The organism is Roseiflexus sp. (assembly GCF_057785375.1).
In genome coordinates this window covers 104,388-125,410 of sequence record NZ_JBYNRX010000097.1, presented here as the reverse complement: position 1 = coordinate 125,410, position 21,023 = coordinate 104,388, and the positions used below count along the sequence as shown (strand labels likewise).

General features: G+C 61.8%; 14 protein-coding genes. 7 read left to right on the top strand and 7 right to left on the bottom strand.

The genetic code is table 11. From position 1 onward, the window contains the following. Nucleotides 1-355: 355 nt before the first annotated feature. Both AC3EA7_RS19510 and smc read right to left on the bottom strand, forming a co-directional pair. On the bottom strand, nt 356-1,021 hold the full coding sequence (locus tag AC3EA7_RS19510) for a hypothetical protein (RefSeq protein WP_488615743.1): 666 nt from the start codon (nt 1,019-1,021) through the stop codon (nt 356-358). Between the two features lie 1,014 nt (nt 1,022-2,035). Further along, nucleotides 2,036-5,638 (bottom strand): chromosome segregation protein SMC, encoded by a 3,603-nt coding sequence (gene smc / locus AC3EA7_RS19505; protein WP_488615742.1) that lies wholly within the window; start codon nt 5,636-5,638, stop codon nt 2,036-2,038. A gap of 124 nt (nt 5,639-5,762) precedes the next feature. Here smc and rny point away from each other — a divergent pair, with 124 nt between their 5' ends. Both rny and AC3EA7_RS19495 read left to right on the top strand, forming a co-directional pair. Next, entirely contained in the window at nt 5,763-7,370 is a 1,608-nt protein-coding gene (rny, locus tag AC3EA7_RS19500; protein ID WP_488615741.1) for a ribonuclease Y, read from the top strand. 199 nt (nt 7,371-7,569) lie between these two features. Further along, a complete protein-coding gene (locus tag AC3EA7_RS19495) occupies nt 7,570-7,911 on the top strand; it encodes a stage V sporulation protein S (protein ID WP_488615740.1) in 342 nt (113 codons plus the stop codon). 81 nt (nt 7,912-7,992) lie between these two features. Here the strand turns inward: AC3EA7_RS19495 and AC3EA7_RS19490 are convergent, their stop codons facing one another. The 4 genes from AC3EA7_RS19490 to AC3EA7_RS19475 all read right to left on the bottom strand — a co-directional run bounded on the left by AC3EA7_RS19490 (nt 7,993) and on the right by AC3EA7_RS19475 (nt 11,443). Beyond that, the gene (locus AC3EA7_RS19490) at nt 7,993-8,925 is read right to left on the bottom strand and encodes a 2-dehydropantoate 2-reductase (RefSeq protein ID WP_488615739.1); all 933 of its coding nucleotides are present in this window, start codon (nt 8,923-8,925) and stop codon (nt 7,993-7,995) included. Nucleotides 8,926-9,333: 408 nt separating this feature from the next. Then, nucleotides 9,334-10,134 (bottom strand): Mut7-C RNAse domain-containing protein, encoded by an 801-nt coding sequence (locus tag AC3EA7_RS19485; protein ID WP_488615738.1) that lies wholly within the window; start codon nt 10,132-10,134, stop codon nt 9,334-9,336. Further along, nucleotides 10,131-10,871, bottom strand: a complete 741-nt coding sequence (locus tag AC3EA7_RS19480; protein ID WP_488615737.1) for a prolipoprotein diacylglyceryl transferase — start codon at nt 10,869-10,871, stop codon at nt 10,131-10,133. The genes AC3EA7_RS19485 and AC3EA7_RS19480 overlap by 4 nt, the downstream gene beginning before the upstream one ends. Before the next feature lie 2 nt (nt 10,872-10,873). Next, nucleotides 10,874-11,443 carry a TlpA family protein disulfide reductase gene (locus AC3EA7_RS19475; protein ID WP_488615736.1) on the bottom strand — a complete coding sequence of 190 codons (570 nt, stop codon included), beginning with the start codon at nt 11,441-11,443 and terminating at the stop codon, nt 10,874-10,876. Nucleotides 11,444-11,533: 90 nt separating this feature from the next. Between AC3EA7_RS19475 and cmk the strand changes: the two genes are divergently transcribed. From cmk to AC3EA7_RS19450, 5 genes are read left to right on the top strand one after another with little or no spacing between them, the layout of a single operon-like run. Continuing rightward, nucleotides 11,534-12,268, top strand: a complete 735-nt coding sequence (gene cmk, locus AC3EA7_RS19470) for a (d)CMP kinase (RefSeq protein ID WP_488615735.1) — start codon at nt 11,534-11,536, stop codon at nt 12,266-12,268. Next, nucleotides 12,231-13,898: a PH domain-containing protein gene (locus AC3EA7_RS19465; protein WP_488615734.1), complete on the top strand. Its 1,668-nt coding sequence runs from the start codon at nt 12,231-12,233 to the stop codon at nt 13,896-13,898. The genes cmk and AC3EA7_RS19465 overlap by 38 nt, the downstream gene beginning before the upstream one ends. Nucleotides 13,899-13,919: 21 nt before the next feature. Then, entirely contained in the window at nt 13,920-15,812 is a 1,893-nt protein-coding gene (locus AC3EA7_RS19460; protein WP_488615733.1) for a hypothetical protein, read from the top strand. A 7-nt stretch (nt 15,813-15,819) separates the two neighbouring features. Continuing rightward, entirely contained in the window at nt 15,820-17,856 is a 2,037-nt protein-coding gene (gene hpt, locus AC3EA7_RS19455) for a hypoxanthine phosphoribosyltransferase (protein WP_488615732.1), read from the top strand. A 24-nt stretch (nt 17,857-17,880) separates the two neighbouring features. Further along, nucleotides 17,881-19,296, top strand: coding sequence for a tyrosine phenol-lyase (locus tag AC3EA7_RS19450; protein WP_488615731.1), 1,416 nt, complete (start codon nt 17,881-17,883; stop codon nt 19,294-19,296). Between the two features lie 1,066 nt (nt 19,297-20,362). On the opposite strand, the gene AC3EA7_RS19445 is transcribed toward AC3EA7_RS19450, so the two are convergent. After that, complete coding sequence (locus tag AC3EA7_RS19445; protein WP_488615730.1) at nt 20,363-20,929, bottom strand: hypothetical protein; 567 nt, start codon at nt 20,927-20,929, stop codon at nt 20,363-20,365. Nucleotides 20,930-21,023: the final 94 nt, after the last annotated feature.

Below are 21,023 nucleotides of genomic sequence, written 5' to 3'. Positions count from 1 at the left end.
CGCGCCCGCTGCGCCTGCGCTCGCAGCGGTGTTTGTGAGACTATTGTACTGTAGCAGGCATCGACTGGCAAGACACGCCGCGTGTGGTGGTGAGGGGAATGGCGCCCCGCCCGCGCCGCTGTCTAGACATCCAGACAGTCGTGATGCATCTCAACCATCTCCCGCCGCGTCGTGCCGCCGCGCCCGCACTTCGACCCGCGCAGCGCGCCGAAACCGGCGGCGCAGGCGACGCCTGACCCGCACACGGGCGCGGCGCAGGGACGCCGCTCGTAGCGGCGACGTGCAGCGCCAAACAAAGCCGGTCCAGGAGCGAGTTGCGCCCCCGAACCTGAACGCGCCGCGATCCTGGCGGCGCTCAGCGCACGACCAGCGGCAGGAAGACGGAAACATTGGCGGCCTCCCAGCGCGCCACATAGTCGGCTGCGGGGATGCCGTCGGCGTTCCTGAAGGCGCCGCCGACGTAGACGTCATTCCCGCTCACCGCCAGGGCGAAGACCCCACCGTTCAGCGCGCCGTCGCCGCCGCTGCCACCGAGGGCGCGCCAGGCGCTGCCGTCCCAGCGCGCCACATAGTCGGCTGCGGGGATGCCGTCGGCGTTCCTGAAGGCGCCGCCGACGTAGACGTCATTCCCGCTCACCGCCAGGGCGGAGACCCAATCGTTCAGCGCGCCGTTCGGACCGGATCCCAGGTTGTTCCAGCGGGGGGCGCCGCTCTGCGGGGCGAAGACGGGACCGCGTTCCGGGTCGAGCGTGACCTGCCAGCCGCTGACGTCCAGCGCGCCGCTGAACGTCCCGTCCAGCCGCAGCGTGCCGTCCGGGTTTAGCAAGGCATCCGGCGGCGTGGACGCCGCCGGCGCCGCCGTCGGCTGCGGCGGCGCCGGCCAGAGCGAGCAGCATACCGAGCAGCATGAGGGTGATGGTCCAGGTGCGGGTGCGCATACGGTGATGTTCTCCTTTCTGTGATGTTGAATACATGTGGACGAGCAACGACCGGCGCCGACAAGACGGAGACCTGCACTCACGCACCATGCGGGCGTCGGAGACGGCGCGTGCGAGATAATGATGGCGCAACGCGCCTCCTTCACGGTCGTGACTGTTCCCCGCTCCGTCGGTCGGCGGCGCGCCTGCCGTCGCCAGGCGTCGTGACCGCGCCGATGGGGTCGTCAGGCAGTGGTAATGGCGCCATGACGTGTTACAAACGTATCCCGACGTGCGGGTGATATGCGGCAATGCCGGAGATCTGCGGAGGGGGAGGGAAAGCCGGCGCCGCTCGCTGCCGGAACCCGCATGCGGCGTAACGCGCGGTCCGTTTCCAACCCCGGCGGGGCGGCGCCGGGCGTCTTTCTTGTGCATCTTCCGACGCGGGCGCCGGAGCGTGGCGGATGGAACGCGCTTGCGGGCAACGAGGGTTCCTTCACAATACGCTGGCGCGCCGCGCTGCCGCATACCCCGCTGCGCACCGTCTGTGGGCGTCCTGTGCCGCATGCCCACGGCGCATGCCCGCTGTCTGGACATCCAGCCAATCGTGTGTTCCTTCACCATCCCCCGCTGCGCCGTTGCGACCGCATGACGAGGGTGGCGGGGCAGGCGTTGATTGCTGGCGCTTCGTCTCGCATCCACGCGGTTCTCACACGAAATAGCGGTCAGTCAGACACGATGTTCGAGGGTTCGGTTCGCAAGGCGCAACGGTCAACACACACCGGCGTCCTGCCGCGCGCCAGCGGTATGGTCCAAATACCCGATTGGGCGGGCGAAGGCACTGCCTTCGCTTACCCAACGCCAGCCGGCTATGTGGAGGTGATTGGCCCAGGGATCGACAGGGTTCTTGCTGTCCTTGTCGCTTTGTGTCACATCTTTTGCGAGGTCTCTCCGGCTTGCGTCACCCGTTGAAACGTAGGGCGGAATGAATTCCGCCCTACGTATATTGCAAGGTTTTTCTGGCTCGTGTCACCCATTCTGCCGATCATCTCTCGTTGGAAGCGGTCGATCCGCGCGGCGACTGCGGGATGTTATTTCCGCTCGGTGGTCTTGCCTCCCTATGGACGGTCAACCTCCTCGAGGCGGAGCGAGAGCACCCGTGATGCGCCATCGTCGCCCATGGTGACGCCGTAGATTGTATCAGCCACCTCAATTGTGCCACGGTTGTGGGTGACGACGATAAACTGCGTCTTTTCGCTCAGTTCGGTAAGCGCGTCGCGGAAGCGCCCGACATTCGCCTCATCGAGCGCGGCATCGACCTCATCGAGGACGCAGAACGGCGTCGGGTTCGCCTTCAAAATGGCGAAGAGCAGCGCCGCAGCGGTCAATGCGCGTTCTCCGCCCGACAGTAGCGCCAGGTGTTGCTGCCGCTTCCCCGGCGGCCGGGCGATGATGTCAACGCCGAGTGAGGCGATGCCTGGCGGTTGGACGCCATTCTGATCGTGGTCATCGTTGTCGTTGTCGTTGATCAAGACCAGGCGCGCTTCGCCGCCGCCGAACAACCGGGCGAAACTACGCTCGAATTCGGCGGCGACGACGCGGAATGTCGTCTCGAAGCGGGTGCGCATGGCATGGTCCAGTTCGACGATCAACTCGTTGAGGGTTGCCGATGCAGCGCGGAGATCGTTCATCTGATTGCTCAGGAACTCGTAGCGCGCTGCGGCTTCATCGTACTCTTCGAGCGCCAGTGGATTGATCATTCCCAGCCGGGAAATGCGCTGCTTCAGTTCGACAATACGCTGATGCAACGTGTCCGGGTCGCCGTCCGGCAGATTATCGGCATGGGATTGGGTGACGGCTTCGATATCGATGCCGTCGCCGGCGGCGCGCTCCCATAGCGTTTCCAGGCGATCCCGCGCGCGCTGCGCCTCGATTGTTGCCCGGTTGTACGCTGATTCTGCATCGATCAGGGCGCCGGTCAGACTCTGCGTGTGCGCTTCGCTCGCTTCACGCTGCTGTTCCAGCACGTGCAACTCCGCTTCAGCGGGATCGATGCAAGCGCGGAGCGCATCGATCTGTTCCAGCAGCGCCTGATGACGGTCGGCCATACGAGTCAGTTCGCGCGCCAGCGTTTCACGTTCGTGCTGGAGGCGCTCAATGCGTTCCAGCAGCGTCCGGTGTTGTTCGTCGATGCGGGCCAGTGCCTGTGCGCCGGTGTGCAGGACGGCGTGCAGGGCGCGCATCTCGCCTTCGGCGTCGGCGCGGCGCGCGCGCAGTTCTGCCAGCGTTTCGTCGGCGGCAGCGTCTTCCGTGTGCTGCGCTGCGTCCTGCGCCTGCAACTGATCGATCTGCGCGCGCGCCGCGACTTCGCGCTGCGTCAGGTCTTCCTGTTCGGCGATCACAGATTGGAGACGGTTGTGAAGCGCGATGAGTTCGGCGTCGATCTGTTCGATGCGCCGCTGCTGGATGAGGCATTCCGACTCGGCGCGGTCCACGGCGCGCTGCGCCTGGGTCGCAGTGACGCGCGCCTGGTCGAGGTTGCGCTGGACCTGACGCTGGTGACGTTCCGCTTCGCGCGCCGTCTGTTCGGCAGCGGTATGCGCTTCACCGGCGGCGACGAACTGTGCGTGCGCCTGTTCGACGGCGCGGGTTGCTGCATCCAGGCGTTCGGGCAGTTCACGGAGTTCGCGTTCGCGCCGCAGCGTTCCGCCCTCCTTCACCGCTGCGCCGCCGGTGACTGCGCCGGCGGCGCTGATCTGCTCCCCCGCTAGGGTCACGATGGTCCATCCGCCGCCGATCCGCTGGAGTTCGCGTCGGGCGACCGCCAGCGTGCGCACGACCAGGGTGCGACCGAGGAGCATGTCGGCGACCGGACGGTGCCGTTCATCGATGTCGATCAGGTCGGATGCCACTCCCAGCACGTCATTGTTCGGATCGAGCGTCCTATGCGCCCGTCTGCCATCGTTGTCGCGCACCCGGATGGTATCGAGCGGAAGGAACGTTGCCCGCCCTTCGCCGCTTCGTTTGAGCGCTCCGATGGCTGCCTCGGCGTCTTCCCAGTGATCGACGACGATGTTTTGCAGGCGTGAACCGAGGGCTGCTTCGATCGCCGTCTCGAGTTCCGCAGGGACGCGCAGCAGGTTGGCGACGAGGGCGAAGCCGGTGCGCCCCTGCGCTTCCGCCCATTGCATGGCGGCGCGCACGCCGGCGAATGTTCCGGCGTAACTGCGATGGAGACGTTGCAATGTTTCGAGGCGCGCTTCCAGATCCATCTGTTGCCGTCGCGCGGCTTCGAGCGCCTCGGCGGCGGCAGTGCGCGTGCGGCGACAGCGTTCGACATCGCCAATCGCCTGTTCGGCGCGGAGTGATGCGCCGGTCAACTCCTGCTCCAGCGCCGCGATCTGCGCGTCCGCCCGATTGCTTTCAGCGCGGCGCGCAGCCAGCGCTTCCTGCGCAATGGCCAGCGACTCCTCGGCAGCCAGACGCTCGTGTGACAGGCGTTCGCGTTGCTCGTGGATCTGCGCTATCTGGCGCCGGGTTGCGTTGAGCGCCGCCTGGACCTCCATCAGAGTGCGGCGCGCCTCGTCGAGCGCCTGGCGCAGTGTGGCGCGCTCCTTGATCCGTTCCGCGCGACGCGCTTCGTGCGCGGCGTATTCCTGCCGCCATTGTTCGAGACGTTGTTCGGCGCCGGCGAGTTGTGCCGCCGCAGTTTCCTGTTCTGCGCGTTGGGTGGCGCGCTGATGGTCGAGGTCGCGCAGGGTGCGCTCGTGGTCCTCAATCTGGCGCGTCAATGCCGCGTGTCGTTCATGACCGACCGCAAGCGCGCGCTGGACTGCTTCGGCGTCGGCATGGAGCGTGCCGCTTTCAGTATGAAGCGCGCTTATGCGTGCGCGAATAGTGTGGATCTGCTCGCGGACGTGTTGCAGTGTCGCGGAGGCGGCGGCAACCTCCCTCTGGCGCGCGGCGAGCGCATCTGCCAGCGTCTGAACGGATTGTTCGGCAGTGGCGCATTCAGCCCGGGCAGTACGCCACAGATGAGCATAGTACACGCCGAGCAGCGCGTGCAATTCGGCGGTCAGGTCGCGATGGGAGCGGGCAAGCGTCGCCTGACGCTTCAGCGAGCGGAGACGTGGTTCAAGTTCTGTCAGAATATCAGCGCAGCGCGCGACATTGGCGTTCGTCTCACGCAGGCGACGTTCCGCATCGATGCAGCGTTGCTCATAGACGCTAATCGCTGCTGCATCTTCGAAGAGGCGCCGGCGCTCCAGGGGGCGGAGATTGAGCGCTGCATCGACCAGCCCCTGATTGATGACGGCATACGCGCCACTGATCGGCGCTGCGACTTCCTGCACATCGCGCAGCCGGACGCGCTGGCGGTTGATGAAGTACTCATTATCGCCGGCGCGCGTTGCCCGGCGGGTAATCGTCACTTCGCCGTAGGGCGCGGGCAGCAGGCGATCACTGTTATCAATTGTCAGCGAAACTTCAGCGAAGCCGGCGGGCGCGCGCCGCCCACCGCCGCTGAAGATCAGGTCTTCGGTGCGTTTACAGCGGAGCGTACCGGGATGCTGTTCGCCGAGCACCCAGCGGATGGCATCGACGAGGTTCGACTTGCCGCTGCCGTTAGGACCGACGACAGCGGTGACGCCGGGCTGGAACTCAAAGAGCGTATGCCCGGCAAATGTTTTGAACCCCTGGATTTCGAGACGACGCAGATACATTGGTTTCGCTGCAAGCGCAAAATTGGGATGCTATTATAGCATCATGACTCTTGACAATCCGTTCATCTTGACAGAAGATGTACCCGCAGAGTAATATAACATGTACTCAACCACACGTTAGCGCATGTTTGAGCCCGTGGCGACAGCCCGGCAGAGGGCTGTAGCATGCTGCACCTTTACAACTGAGCAGGAGGATGTTGTGCAATGGCTCGTATGGGCCTTGCCGGCGCTATTCATCGGACTTGCGATTGGCGCCGGCATAGGCATTCTTATCTACAAAAACAGTGTTCAGAGCCAGATTCGGCAGATCGAGGCAGAAGCCCGACTGCAATTGGAAGCGACGCGATCTGAGCAAAAAGATCTCATTCTGCGCGCGACCGATGAAGCGCTCCGGCTTCGCACCGAAGCCGAGGCGCAGATACGCGAAGCGCGTGCTGCGCTGACGAAGCAGGAGGAACGGCTGCAACGGAAGGAAGAAAATCTCGACCGCAAGATCGAGGGGCTTGAGCGACGCGAACGGCAACTCCAGCAACGTGAGCGTCAGATGGAACAACTCCACCAGGAGGCCGAACAACTGCGGCAGCAACAACGCGCGGAGCTTGAGCGCATTTCCGCATTGAACCAGGAAGAAGCCCGCGCCATTATTCTGAAACGCGTTGAGGATAAGACGCGTGACGAAGCGGCGCGTCGCATTCGTGAAATTGAAAAGAACATGCACGAAGAGGCGGACAAACTGGCGCGGAAAGTGATCAGCATGGCTATTCAGCGGTGTGCATCGGAGTATGTGGCTGAAGTGACCGTTTCGACGGTGGCGCTCCCAAGCGAGGAGTTGAAGGGGCGAATCATCGGGCGTGAAGGGCGAAACATTCGTGCATTCGAGCAGTTGACCGGGGTTGATATTATTGTCGATGACACTCCAGAAGCAGTCACGCTTTCGTGCCACGATCCGGTGCGGCGGGAAGTGGCGCGCCTGGCGCTGATCAAGTTGCTCAAGGATGGACGCATCCATCCAACGCGCATCGAAGAAGTCGTCAACAAAACGCAGCAGGAAGTCGATCAGATTATGCGCGAAGAGGGCGAACGGGTCGCCTACGAAGCGAATGTCCAGGGCTTGCACCCTGATCTGATTAAACTGCTGGGGCGGCTGAAATATCGGACGAGTTACGGGCAGAACGTACTGCAGCATTCGCTGGAGTGCGCGCTGCTTGCGGCGCATATTGCCGCTGAGATCGGTGCGAACATCAATGTGGCGAAAACTGCCGCGTTGCTGCATGACATCGGGAAAGCAGTCGACCACGAAGTGCAGGGACCGCACGCATTGATCGGTGCTGAGATTGCGCGTCGCCTTGGGAAATCGCCGGCGATCGTTCACGCGATTGCCGCGCATCATAACGATGAAGAACCCCAAACGGTCGAAGCCTGGCTGGTCCAGGCTGTCGACGCCATCTCCGGCGGGCGCCCCGGAGCGCGCCGCGAGACGCTCGACCTGTATATCAAACGCCTCGAAGCGCTTGAGACAGTGGCGACGTCATTTTCCGGCGTTCAACGCGCCTTTGCTGTTCAGGCCGGACGCGAGGTTCGGGTGATGGTGCAGCCTGACGCCATCGATGATCTCGGCAGTATTCATCTTGCCCGTGATGTTGCCAAGAAGATCGAGGAAAGTTTGCAGTATCCCGGGCAGATTAAGGTGACGGTCATTCGCGAGACGCGCGCAGTCGATTATGCGCGCTGATCGCAACGGCAGAGGCGGTCGAACGCCTCGCGGCAGGAACGGCCCCGCTACGCTGCCCTGCCGCACGGTCTCTCCGTAGCTGCTGCGAGGCGCCGCCGTATGGCGCGCGTCTCGCACAGCGACGCTTCTGGTTCAACGGCATTGCAAGTCACCAGCCGGCGCATCGGGCCGGCGCCCAACCCATTCGGAGGAGGCACGTATGGCAAGCAATCTTTCGCACTCCACACCCGTCACTCGCGCCGTTGGCGCACCTGGCGCCGACGTGGTTGAACGACAGAGCGCTGAGGTTCTGAAGGTTTCGACTCGCTCACGCCCCAGCGCCGTCGCCGGCGCTATTGCCGGCGTCATTCGCGATAGCGGTGTGGCAGAGGTGCAGTCGATTGGGGCAGGTGCAACCAATCAGGCGATCAAGGCGGTAGCGATCGCGCGCAGTTATCTCAGTGAAGAAGGCATTGACATTGTTTGTACCCCTTCGTTCATTGATGTCGCTATCGACGACGAAGAGCGCACGGCGATCCGCCTGCTGGTTGAACGGCGATAGAGGAAGACGTTGCCGGATGAGGGTGGTCGTGCCGCAGCCACGACCACCTTTTTGTTGAGACGTTGCACTGCAACGTCTCTTCTACGGCGTGATACGCCGTGCCAGGCGTTCTTGCGGCAGCAATGCGTGGTAGATGAAGGCATGCAACGGCGTCGGCACGCCCGCCGCCGCTCCCAGGCGTACAACAGCGCCATTCTGTGCATCGAGTTCTGAGGGACGGCCCGCCATAATGTCGCGTTGCATGGAGGCGGTCGTTTCGTAGGGCAGGCTGTCGAGTTGCGCCAGCGCAGCGGTGACAGCGCTTTCGTCCAGGGCAATGCCGCGCGCCTGCGCAACGGCTACGATTTCGCGCATGCCCTGGGCGAACAGCGGGCGCGTTTCTGGAAGTTCGCGCAGTAACCCCATTGGCGCTCTTGTGACCGCTCCCAAGCCGCTGGTGGTCGCTCCAAACACGAATTTGCGCCAGACTTCTGCGTCGATGTCTGCCGGGATCGTGACGCGCACTCCGGCGCGCTCCAGCCAGTCGCGCAGCGCTTCGACCCGCGTTGTGCGGCGGTTGTCGCGTTCGCCGAAGACGATGAGCGGGTGTATCCCGGAATGCCGTACTACACCCGGTGCGATCCGCGCTACGAAAATGTAACAGATGCCGTTCAGGGCATGCGCCGCTCCCAACGCCTGCGCCAGTCGGTCCGAGGCTTCGACGCCGTTGAGCAATGGCACAACGCCGGTTTCTGGTCCGATGAGCGGGCGCATCTGCATGATCGCGTCGTCGAGTTGCCAGGTTTTGGTGGCAACCAGTGCCATATCGACCGGTCCTACACTCGAGGGATCGTCGGTTGCCTGCACGGCTGCGATCCAGGCATCGCCGACGATGCTTTCGATCTGAAGTCCGCGTTCGCGCAATGCGGCCAGGTTGTCGCCGCGCGCAATGAAGGTCACGTCGGCGCCCGCCTGTGCCAGCCGCCCGCCGAAATATCCGCCTACTCCGCCAACGCCAACGATTGCGATACGCATGGTATGCTCCTGGAGAACTGAGAACCGAGAACTGAGAACTGATGCCAATACGCGGTCATTTGGACAATAACGGTGGTTGAGACATCATCCGGTATCGTCCGGTCAAGCCCGCGCTGGCGGGCCTGGCAACTGTAGCCGGCGGCTTCAGCCGGGCGAGAGCTGGCGCGGCGCGTGCCTGCTGAAGCCCGCCCTACGCTGGCGTGGCGCATGCCCAGTGAAGCCCGCGCTGGCGGGCCTGGCGCTCGTAGGCGGACTGCCAACGCGGTAGATCGTTACGCCTTGCGCACCGGGCGCCCGAACATCTTGTCTGCCCGATCGTCGCCTGGATGAGAACTGAGAACCGACTTCGCACCTTCCGATTTTTGCGCCTGCCCCCTTCGCGCCCGCCATGTTCAACGTACAACGTTCCTATCCTTCAACCCGTAACCTCTCACCGTTCGCCTCTCGCCTCTCACCCTCTCGAATCGCCTGCTCCAATAGCGCTTGCATGCGGGCATAGTGTGATCCCTGCCAGTAGATCTTGCCACACGCCGTACAGCGACGGAAGGTGTCGAAGTACTGGCGGGTCTTTGGTTCGAGCAGGTGTTCGATCTCTGCTTTGCTGACCGGCGTGGTCAGACTGTTGCAACGCATGCAGCGCTGGAAGACCGTCAGCGCCGGCGCGAGGTTGAACCGCCGCATAACCTCGACAATCTGGCGTGACGGGATGATTTCGCGCACGAATGCGCCATATACCACCATGCTGCGTTTGAGCAGTCCCAGGTCGCGGGTCAGCAGAATGCGCTGTTCGTCGTGCGCCAGCCGCGCCAGGTCGGCGTCGTCTGCGTGGTTCTGGTAGAGACAGTCGTAGCCGAGCATGCGCAGGTAAGCGGTCAGTCGTCCCAGGTGGGTGTCGAGCACGAAGCGCTTGTCGTCGAGCGGCGGGCGCAGGGCGATGTGCGCTTCCGGCGCCGACGCAATCGGGAAGGCTTCGATAGCGTACCCTGGTTGCACCAGCTCATCGAAATCGACCGGGTGACCATCGACGAACAACGCGCCGATCTCGGGATGCGGCACACCGCATGTTTCGATCAGGTTCTTGACCGTTTCACGCCCTCGGCATGGGCGGACAAACCACGTGTTGCGCCAATTGAGCGGCAGAAAGTCGTTCAGGTCGCCGTGCACCCGGATCAGCGCCTGACCGGCTTGTGGTGCTGGGTAAGGCTTCATTGCGCGCGTACCGTGTGTGTTCGTTTCCGCCAGAGTGCGATCAAGATCATAACCAGACCGACAACCTGCGCCACGCGCACGCCGCCGCCGACGACCAGCGAGTCGATGCGCAACGCTTCCAGCAGGAGCAGTGCGCTGCCCTGCAACACCAGGTACACGGTTGCAAGCGTGCCCGGTTGCGCGGAGAGACGGGCGATCCATGCCAGCGCTCCCCATGTCGCCAGGGCTGCCAGAAGATAGTAGAGCGCGACAGGATGCCGGAGCGCGCCGAAGAGTGGCACTGCCCACGGCAGGGCGGCCGGCGCGCCGAGGGCTTCGCCGCTGAGCAGCAGACCGAGCGATGCGATGGCCTGTGCCGGGGGCAGCGCCAGGGCTGCGGCGTCTGCCAGTGGCGTTGCAGTATCGTCCATGCGTCGCAGCCGCAGGTACGCATACCCGGCGAGGGCGCCGCCGATCAGCGCGCCGGGCCACGCCAGGTCTCCCAGGCGGATCGCCAGAAACAGCCCCGGCGACCGACCGTACATATCCCAGTTGAATAGACCATACCACAATCGTGCACCGACGGCTGCGCCTGCCAGCGCGAAGGGCGCACAACGACTGGCGCGATGCTCGAGCGCTTCGCCGCCGCGCCGACGCGCGACACGCTCGAATTGCGCATGCCCGACGAAGATGGCAATCACCAGCAGCAGCGCGCCACTGCCAAGGTTGAGCGGTCCCAGTTCAATAATTGGAAGCATATTTACGGATTTTCAGCAACCAGTTGCTCGACCGTGCCCTCAATCATACCACGCGACATCGGTCCGCGGTAAACGGCGCGAATGATCCCCCGGCGATCGACGAAGAAACTGGAGGGGAGCGCCCGCGCCTGATAGGCGACGCTGACGCGAGCATCACTGTCGAGCAATGCTGGAAACGTCAGGCGCTGGTCGTGCATGTACTGCACAACGGTTGCGCTATCTTCCTGTTGATTGACCGCCAGCACAGTGAAGCCTTGATCGCGGAAACGTTCGTAGGCTTGCTGTATCGCGGGCATTTCAGCGCGACATGGGGGGCACCACGTCGCCCAGAGATTGATCAGGACGACCTGACCGCGCAGGTCGCTGAGCGCAATCTGCGATCCGTCGACGGCGGTCAGTGCGAACTCAGGCGCCGGATGACCGACGAGCGGGGCGGGTTGCGCGGCTGTCAGTTCGGAGACGAGAGGCATTGCGACAGCGCCGGAGGTCGCACGTGTCATCCAGATGAATGCACTGCCGAGCAGCAGCGTTGCGACCAACGCCAGATCCCAGATATTGCGAGAGAATGTCACAGAAATGCTCCATCTTCCGCATTGCTTGCGTATCGCAGGCATCGCGTGCTACAATACCACACAGTATAGCGTCATGATACGCCTTTTTAGATGCCCGTTCCATCTGTTATCACGATCGATGGTCCTGCTGGCGCAGGGAAGAGTACGCTTGGCGAGTTGCTTGCTAGGCGATTGGGGTACCTCTTCTTTGATACAGGGGTTATGTATCGCGCGCTGGCGTGGGCGGTTCTGCGCAGCGCCATCGATCCGGAGGACGGCAAGGCAGTTGCAGCGCTGGCGCACAATCTCGATATTCAGGTGTTGCCCCCCGGCGACGCGACCGATGGGAGACCATACACCGTGCTGGTCGATGGCGTCGATGTCACCTGGGAATTGCGGCATCCCAATGTCGAGCGCATCGTATCGATCACGGCGCGTCACCCGGCTGCGCGTGACATTATGCGCGCACAGCAGCGCGCTATTGGTTGCCGCGGGCGGGTAGTAATGGTCGGGCGCGACATTGGGAGCGTCGTTATGCCGGATGCGCCGCTCAAAATCTACCTGGACGCATCGCTCGACGAGCGCGCCCGCCGCCGCACCCACGAGATTCAGCGTCGCAGCGGCAGCGCCGATCTCCAGCATGTCCTCAACGACATTATCCGTCGTGATAGCCTGGATCGCCACGTGAGCGCACCAGCCGCCGATGCCTGTGTCATTTTCAGTGATGGGTTGTCGCCCGAACAGGTGGTCGCTCTCGTTATTGACCGCATTGATGATGGCGTAGGCGACTCGCAGGATACAAGCGCGTATGAGCGAGCCAAAAATCCCGATTCCGCTCGAACTTGAGCCGGATGAGAAAGTTATCCTGGTCGGAAAGCGGCACTGGATCGAGTTGCTGCAATCCGGTTTCGTCTTCCTGGTCATCGGTGTCATTACTGCGGCGATCGCGCTGTTTCGCGCAGCCGGCGGCGCGTTGTTGATCATGCGCGAAGGGGTCGCCCGTCCGCTGACCGATCCCGTCAATATTGCGCTCTTCACGCTGCTGCTCATTCTCGTGGCGCTCTGGGCGCGCGGCGAGTCGAAGAAGCAACGGCGCAAGGATACTCCGTGGCGCAACCCGGATGCCTTGTACCTGTTAGCGATCTTCGTGCTCGGGCTGGCGATCTGGTTTCGTTCTGTCGGCGGCGAATTGATCGTCATCGATCCGACCTACTCGCGCGCCGGTGATGTGATCAATATTGTGCTGAGCGTGACAACGTTGCTGATGCTGGCTGCGGTGGCCTACCTCTACAATGACTGGCGCAATGATGTGCTGATCGTTACCAACAGGCGCGTGATTTATGATGAAGAAACCATGTTCATTCGCCACGTGCGGCAGCAAATCCTCATCGATGACATTCAGCAGGTCAATGTGCGCGCCGATACATATCAGGCGACGTTGTTCGGGTATGGCAAAATCATTATTCGTTCGTTCAGCCCGCGCACGCTCGAGTTCGACTTTGCCGCAAAGCCGCGGGATATTGAAAAAGCGATCATGGATCAGGTGCGCAACCTGCGCCGCCGCCAGGAGCCTGATCTGCTGCGCGCTCTGATCGAGGATCAGGTGTACGGCAATAAGCAGCCGCAGATCTCATCGCCCTCGGTTCAGGTGCGCACGCAGCGCTTTCCCATTCCGGCGCTTTACCCGCCGAACCCTGAGATCTTTCCTGATCGCATCGTCTGGCGCCCGTCCTGGGTGTATGTCCTGGTCCAGTTGTTTCGCCCGTTAAGCGGGTTTGCGCTGACGATGTTCGTGCTTGCCGTGCTGGTGCAGTTCAATCTGATCGATGACGTGGCAGTGACGTTGCTCGTTTTTGCGGCGCTCCTGTCGTTTGGCGCCTGGGGCTGGTGGATCCGTGAGGCGCTGATCCTCGACAGCTACATTCTGACCCGTACCGACATTATCGATATTGATCGTCGCCCGTTGGGACCAGAGAATTCGCGCCGCGCGCAACTCTCCGCCATTCAGAACATTTCGTTCGATGTCAGTTTTGTCGAACGACTCCTGGGGCTTGGCACCGTTGTCATCGAGACCGGCGGCGCAGCCGGAGGAAAGTTCACCTTCGATCACGTGCCGGATCCGCGTGGCGTTCAGGCGACAATCAATGATTACCTTACCGACTTTCGCAAACACGAGAAAGAGCGTCAGTTGCGGGACACGCTGACATTGCTGAAACAGTACGATCTCGTCCAGCGTGAGCATGGAGAGAAGATGGACCGCGCCAGTTTCGAGAAGGCGGTCGAAGAGTTGATTGGGCGCTCCCTCAGTAAGCAGTCGCCGGAGAATAACCGGTCAATGTCGCCCAATGGCGTCGCAGACGCCAGGACCGAAGTCGAGACTCATCTGCGGCGAATGGCGCGCCTGGCGCGTCGGCGTGCGGCGATCCGCGCGTTGCGTGAACGCATGCGTCGCCATAACCACGAACAACCTTCGTAATCGCTTCGAGAAGGATACACAATGGTGCGTCTGCCCGCTGTCTTGGTCGCTCTGATCTGCATCGCGCTGGCAGGACCGGTCGCTGCGCAGGAACAGGGCTTTGGCGTGACGCTGACGCTGCGCCCGGGATATGATGGGGCGTATCGTCTGGGTGAATGGTTCCCCGTAGTGGTCGAGATTGCCAACGATGGGCGCGATCTGATCGGTGTGCTCGAGTGGAGTTTTCCCGGTGCGCCAGGTCAACCGGTGTTCCGGCGCGCGATCGATCTGCCACGCGGATCGCGAAAGCGCATCTCGCTCGATGTGTTCAATCAAGGGTTTGCGCGCAACGGCACGGTCCGTCTGATCGAGAATGGCAATGTCGTGCTCGAGCAGAGCATCGGCATCGAGGCGATCGAAATAGATCGTTTCCTGGTGGTCGTGGTAGGGTCCGATCCGACTGTGCTGACCAGTCTGAGCGCTATGTCGATCGGTGGCGCCAGCGGGACTGTGGTGCGCCACATGTCGCCGGACGATCTTCCTTCGCATGCGCTTGTTCTGCGCGGCGTCAATGCGCTGTTCCTTCACGATGTGGACACTGCCGCTCTTTCACCGGAACAGCGCGCTGCGCTCCGCGATTGGGTCGCCTTTGGCGGGCAACTCGTCGTTGGCGGCGGGATCAATGGCGAGCGTTCGGCAGCCGGTCTGACTGACATACTGCCGGTCGAAACGACGCGCACCATCGAGCAGGGCGCTCTGTCACCGCTCGAGCAGTTTGTCGGTTCACCCCCAACGCCGCCAACCGGTCCGGTGCTGGTGGTGCGCCCGCGTCCTGGCGCGGAGGCATTGCCTCCCGATACGCCGCTGATCTACCGCAGCCGTATCGGTAATGGCATCGTGGCGTTCAGCGCCTTCGATCTGGCGCTGCTGCGCGGTTGGGCGGATGAACCGAATCTCTGGTCGCGGGTCATCCAACCCGTGCCGCTGTTCATTCCGGGGTTCGATGCGCGGGTGAACCGGATCAGCCTGATGCAGGATGCGCTCCAGCTTCCGGCGATCCGGCTGCCGTCGGCAACAGCGCTGGCAGCGTTCCTGATCGTGTATATTCTGGTGGTGGGACCGGTGAACTATCTGGCGCTGCGTCGGTTGCGCCGACTCGAGTGGGCCTGGGTGAGTATTCCGCTGACTGTGGTTGTGTTTACGGTCGGCGTCTTTCTGGTCGGTTTCGGATTGCGCGGCGGGCAGGAGCGACTGCTTCAGTTGTCCATCATGCAGGGCGTAGAGGGTGAGCCGCGTGGCATAGCAACGGCATACCTGGCGCTGTTCTCGCCGATCCGGGGCAGTTATACGTTGCGTTTCCCTGCCGATCATCTGGTGAGCGAAACGCGCGGCTTCGATGACTTCACCTCCCGTTCCATCGTGGCAATGAGCGATGATACGGGCGTTACCGTCCCCGATCTGTTGATCGATGTCGCCTCGGTGCGCACCTTGATTGTTGAAGCGCCGACGACTGCGCCTGTGCGGGTCCAGAGCGTCATTCAATTCGACGGTGATACCCCCGCAGGCGATGTGCGCAATGTTGGTTCAGTGGCGCTCGAACAGGCGATTGTCGTTCATCAGGGAAAATTCCAGGAACTTGGCAATCTCGCGCCTGGCGTCAGCGCCGCCTTCGATTTTAACCGCCCGCGGGGCAGTTTTCCGTTTGGCGTGCCTGTCAGTGATGATCGCATGTTCATTCGACGCCAGGTATTGTTTCGCCTGTTCAATTCCTCCTCTCGCATCGCGCCGGTATCGAACCAATTACCGCTCGACGATAGCGGCGTCTATGTGATTGGCTGGAGCGGATCATCCACTCTGCCGGTCGAGATGAATGGGCGGACGGCAACACAGGAGGGATTGACCCTCTTTGTCATCCGTCTGCGCACACCGTCGTGATTGCTGCATGGCTTCACTCGTAGACAGGGTACGCGCAACGATCCGTCGCCACTGCATGATTGCGCCGGATGCCCCGGTGGTCGTCGCCGTCTCCGGCGGACCGGACTCGCTCTGTCTGCTGGATGTGCTTGCGCGCCTGCGCGTCGATCTGAGGTGCGACCTGCACGTCGTTCATCTCGATCATCGGTTACGCGGCGCAGAAGCGATGGCAGAAGCGACATTCGTGGCGGAAACTGCGGCGCGTCTGCACCTGCCCTGTACCGTCGAAGCGGTCGATGTGCACGCGCTGGCACACGAGCGCCGACTCAATCTGCATGCAGCCGGGCGCCTGGCGCGCTACCGCTTGCTGGCGCGTGTGGCGCTGACGATTGGCGCACAGGCGGTTGCCACTGCACATCACGCCGATGACCAGGCGGAAACGGTGCTGCTGCACCTGGTGCGTGGCGCAGGCGTTGAAGGTCTGCGCGGCATACGTCCGGTCGTGGCCTGGGAAGAATGGAGCACTATCGCTGCCGATCCGTCCCTCTCTTCGCAGGCGGGCGATCTTCGTCCACGCCTCATTCGTCCGCTGCTCGACATAACGCGCGCCGAGATCGAGGCGTACTGCGCCGAATGCGGTCTCACGCCGCGTCGCGATCCCTCGAATGAGGACCGGCGCTACCTGCGGACACGGGTGCGCCAGGATGTTCTTCCGATGCTGACGGCGCTCAACCCGCAGATCGTGGCAGCGCTTGGTCGCACGGCGGCGGATTGCGCCGAGATCACGGATTTCGTCGATCAGGAACTGGATCGCGTGTGGCAGTCGCTGGCGGTTGTGCAGGCGAACTGTGTCGCGTTCAGTGGTCGTCGCTGGTGGGACTTGCACTCTGCATTGCAACACGCAGCGCTGCGTCGCGCGTACACGCTGGTCGGCGGGAGCGATACGCTCGGGCGCGACGATGTGGTGCGCGCCTGCGCGGCTGTTGGGCGCAGGGTGGGAAAACGCATCGAACTGCCCGGCGGCGTCACGCTGGTGACCGGCTACGACGGCGGATTTGCTATCATACGCGGCGAAGCGCTGCCGGAAGAGGGCGTTCGTCTTCCAGTTTCAGAAGCCATCCTGACGGTTCCCGGTCGCGTTGAACTGCACGATGGTCGCGTGCTCTGCGCCGATTATCGCCCGGCGGCGGCGCCGGTGAGCCGCTGGGAAGTCTTTCTCGACGCAGCAGCCTGCCCTCCGTCGCTGATTGTGCGCTGGCGCCGTCCCGGCGACCGCATGCGACCGGAGGGCGGGCGTGGTACTCGCCGCTTGCAGGACATCATGGTCGATGCGCGTGTGCCGCGTATGTTGCGCGACACATGGCCCATTGTGGCGTGCGGCGAACGGATCGTCTGGCTGCCCGGCATCGGCGCAGCAGAGGGGGTCAGCGTCAATGCCGGACAACCGGCGCTTCACCTGTGGATCGAAGGGAGGACCGGCGTGAACGGAGCGACAGGCATTGCCAGGGAGCATTCCATGCACGATGATATGGCAAAAATCTTGATTACGGCAGAGCAGATTCAGGAACGGGTGCGCGCACTCGGTGCGCAGATTACCGCAGACTATCGTCCGTTCGGTGATCTGTTACTGGTAGGGGTGCTGAAAGGGTGCGCTATGTTCATGGTCGATCTAGCGCGCGCCATCGATATGCCGCTGGCGATGGACTTCATCGCTACCTCAAGCTACGGAAAAACGACCGAGTCGAGCGGCGTGGTGCGCATGTTGAAAGATCTGGATACCGATATTGCCGGGCGACACGTGTTGATCGTCGAGGACATCATCGACAGCGGGCTGACGCTGGCATATCTCCGCAGTCATCTGCTGCGGCGCAACCCGGCGAGTCTGCGCATCTGCGCGTTGCTCAATAAGCCGGAACGCCGTCGCGCCGACATTCCGATCGACTACCTGGGATTTGACATTCCGAATGAGTTCGTGGTCGGCTACGGTCTCGATTTCGCTGAAAAGTACCGCAATCTGCCGTACATCGGCGTGCTGCACGAACGTATCTACCATACAACGGCGTAACTGTATCGCAAGGAGGCGACCCTCATGACACACCCGAACCCGCAAACGATGGGGCAGCAATTCGGCAGGCGTTCCTGGGCGGAACCATGGAAGATCAAGATGGTCGAGCCGCTGCGGGTCACCACCCGCGAGGAGCGCGAGCGCGCGCTGATGGAAGCCGGGTACAACACCTTTCTCCTCCGCTCCGAGGATGTGTACATCGATCTGCTGACCGACAGCGGCACCAACGCTATGAGCGACCGCCAGTGGGCGGCACTCATGCTCGGTGACGAGGCGTATGCCGGCAGTCGCAACTTCTACCGGCTCGAGGCGACCATTCAGCAGTATTACGGCTACCGTTACATTGTGCCGACCCATCAGGGGCGTGGCGCCGAACACCTGATCAGCCGCGCCGCCATTCGCGCCGGGCAGTACGTTCCCGGCAATATGTACTTCACCACCACGCGCCTGCACCAGGAATTGGCAGGCGGCATCTTCGTCGATGTCATTATCGACGAAGCGCACGACCCGCAATCGCTGCATCCGTTCAAGGGGAATGTCGATCTCGACAAACTGGAGGCGCTGATCCGGCGCGAGGGCGCACAGAAGATCGCGTATGTCAGCCTGGCAGGCACCGTGAACATGGCGGGCGGGCAGCCGGTGAGCATGGCGAATGTGCGCGCATTGCGCAACCTGTGCGACCGGTACGGCGTGCGTATCTTCCTCGACGCGACGCGCATGGTCGAAAATGCGTTTTTCATCCAGGAGCGCGAGGAAGGGTATGCCAACAAGTCAATTGCCGACATTCTGAAAGAGTTTTGCTCCTACACCGACGGCGCCTGGATGAGCGCCAAGAAGGACGCGCTGGTCAATATCGGCGGTTGGCTGGCAGTCAACGATGCTGACCTGTTCGACGAACTGCGCAACCTGGTGGTGGTGTACGAAGGATTGCACACCTACGGTGGGCTGGCGGGGCGCGATATGGAAGCGATGGCAGTCGGCATCGAGGAGTCGGTGCAGGACGACTACATCCGCGCGCGGATCGGGCAGGTGCGTTATCTGGGCGAACTGCTTACCGACTGGAGTATCCCGATTGTGCAACCGATTGGCGGGCACGCAATTTTCCTCGATGCGCGCCGTTTCTACCCGCATATTCCACAGCGCGAATTTCCGGCGCAGACCCTGGCGGCGGAGTTGTACCTCGACTCGGGAATTCGGGCGATGGAACGAGGCATTGCCAGCGCTGGACGCGACCCAAAAACCGGTGACCACTACTACCCGAAACTCGAACTGACGCGCCTGACCATCCCGCGGCGGGTCTACACTCAGGCGCATATGGACGTGGTTGCAGAAGCCGTCAAAGCCGTGTATGACGCACGCGCACAGACGCGAGGGCTGCGCATGGTGTACGAGCCAAAATATCTGCGCTTCTTCCAGGCGCGCTTCGAGCGGGTGATGTGAGGTCTCTGCAGTGCGTCGCCGGTCACGAGCATTCGCCATGCTGCGGCGCGGGCGGCGCACCGGTCGAGGTCACTGCACGCGGCAGGCGTTTGTCTTCATGGAAGACAGCGGCATCCAACCCACGTGGGCAATGCAGCGCCCCCGAACGATGCGCCAGAACACGGCACTGCCCGCCGACCAGGTTGCCAAACGTCTGATGTGGGTCGTGGATTCAGCGATCCCGGCGCAGGTCGATGCCTTACCGCCAGGTATAGCCGCGCTCGATAGAGTGAACAACCAGATGTTGCACACTACTTGCCCGTGTTGACCGTCTTGCGGCGGACGTTGGCTGAGCCTGTCGAAGCCAACGTCCGCCGCTCCACGTCCTTGATTGTCTAGGTTTTGGTTGATCGCTCTATGAGGTAATGTCAGACGGGGCGCCGCCGACTTCTCCTCTTTTGGGGAACATATCTCTATTTGCCTTTACAAACTCCTTGTCGGGAGTGAATCTGAACAGGATGAACAAGAACGTATTATCCGGATCGGCGTTACTCCAGGCCGCCAGTGATATAGTATGTTTCTCATGAATGAATGGGTCCTCCATAATGATGGATGTACCGTCTCCTGAGCCGAATTTCTCTTGCAACTCACGGATAGATATACCACGATACACTATCGTTCCATCGTCGAGTCTGTCTGGGGACCTTGCATCACCTTTCGTGAAGTGTTGTATTTCAATGCTTACTTCTCCCGGTATGGCACTATAGTCTCGATTTTGATAATACATCCGTGGCCTACATCGCTAAAATAGCCGTATCGAACGACGTTATCACGAACGTACATTGTTTCTGTTGAATTGATAGATGGCGGAATTAGTCTTTACATCTCATATTCTGCGCTCTACGATGCCTTTAAGGGACTACACCATAGGCACACAGGCTCCACCTATTCCTTGAATAGTTGAGCAATAGTCAAACTCATAATAGTCGAAACACTTGTATGTGTAGATCTATTGCCTTAGACAGAAACGAGAAGCGGCCAGGATCAGCATCCCAGCCGCTTCTAGATTTATTCTTTCTGTTAGTCACTATACATGTGCAGAAGAGCGCTTCTCGAAGTGGATGTAAGGCGCGGAGCGCACGGCAGCGTAGACCATTCCCAGGATCATCCCGTAAACCATATTCTGGATCAGGAAGGAAGGCGCGTAGATTTCGAGCAACAACGGATTGACGATCGGCAGGACGATGAAATAGGCGATCAGCCAGATTGCCAGACCATACACAAAGCCGAACACAACCGGGGCGCCGTAATCGAGCGGCATCTTCCAGATGCGGCAGGAGAGCGTTCCGTACAGTGCGCCGAAAAACGCTGAGAACGACAGATGGATCAGGCTGCCAACAATCACCGGCGCCGCAACAAACCCTTCACCAGCAGTTGCGCCCAAACCCAGCACAAATGTCGAGATCAGTTTTGCCGCTTTCCACATATCGGCGCCCATCGCAATCGCCAAGATCGCCCCAACGACCGCCATTGTTACGCCGCCAACCAGACCCGCGACTGCGCCGCCGACTTCGATCTTTGTCAACAGTGGCGTTGCCGATGCGCGAACCACGTGCGATGCTGCTGAACGACTGACCCGCGACTGCGTGCTCATTGCGCTCCTCCTTGATGAATGCCTGTGCCAGACTTGACCGGTTAATGGTGTTGACTTACGGAGAATTGTTGCAGGGAGATTGCGTAAAAGTATA

Bases quoted from the DNA above. Each gene is read 5' to 3' on its own strand.
- smc (WP_488615742.1), bottom strand. From the start codon at position 5,638: ATGTATCTGCGTCGTCTCGAAATCCAGGGGTTCAAAACATTTGCCGGG.
- rny (WP_488615741.1), top strand. From the start codon at position 5,763: ATGTTTGAGCCCGTGGCGACAGCCCGGCAGAGGGCTGTAGCATGCTGC.
- AC3EA7_RS19495 (WP_488615740.1), top strand. From the start codon at position 7,570: ATGGCAAGCAATCTTTCGCACTCCACACCCGTCACTCGCGCCGTTGGC.
- AC3EA7_RS19490 (WP_488615739.1), bottom strand. From the start codon at position 8,925: ATGCGTATCGCAATCGTTGGCGTTGGCGGAGTAGGCGGATATTTCGGC.
- AC3EA7_RS19485 (WP_488615738.1), bottom strand. From the start codon at position 10,134: ATGAAGCCTTACCCAGCACCACAAGCCGGTCAGGCGCTGATCCGGGTG.
- AC3EA7_RS19480 (WP_488615737.1), bottom strand. From the start codon at position 10,871: ATGCTTCCAATTATTGAACTGGGACCGCTCAACCTTGGCAGTGGCGCG.
- cmk (WP_488615735.1), top strand. From the start codon at position 11,534: ATGCCCGTTCCATCTGTTATCACGATCGATGGTCCTGCTGGCGCAGGG.
- AC3EA7_RS19465 (WP_488615734.1), top strand. From the start codon at position 12,231: ATGAGCGAGCCAAAAATCCCGATTCCGCTCGAACTTGAGCCGGATGAG.
- AC3EA7_RS19460 (WP_488615733.1), top strand. From the start codon at position 13,920: ATGGTGCGTCTGCCCGCTGTCTTGGTCGCTCTGATCTGCATCGCGCTG.
- hpt (WP_488615732.1), top strand. From the start codon at position 15,820: ATGGCTTCACTCGTAGACAGGGTACGCGCAACGATCCGTCGCCACTGC.
- AC3EA7_RS19450 (WP_488615731.1), top strand. From the start codon at position 17,881: ATGACACACCCGAACCCGCAAACGATGGGGCAGCAATTCGGCAGGCGT.
- AC3EA7_RS19445 (WP_488615730.1), bottom strand. From the start codon at position 20,929: ATGAGCACGCAGTCGCGGGTCAGTCGTTCAGCAGCATCGCACGTGGTT.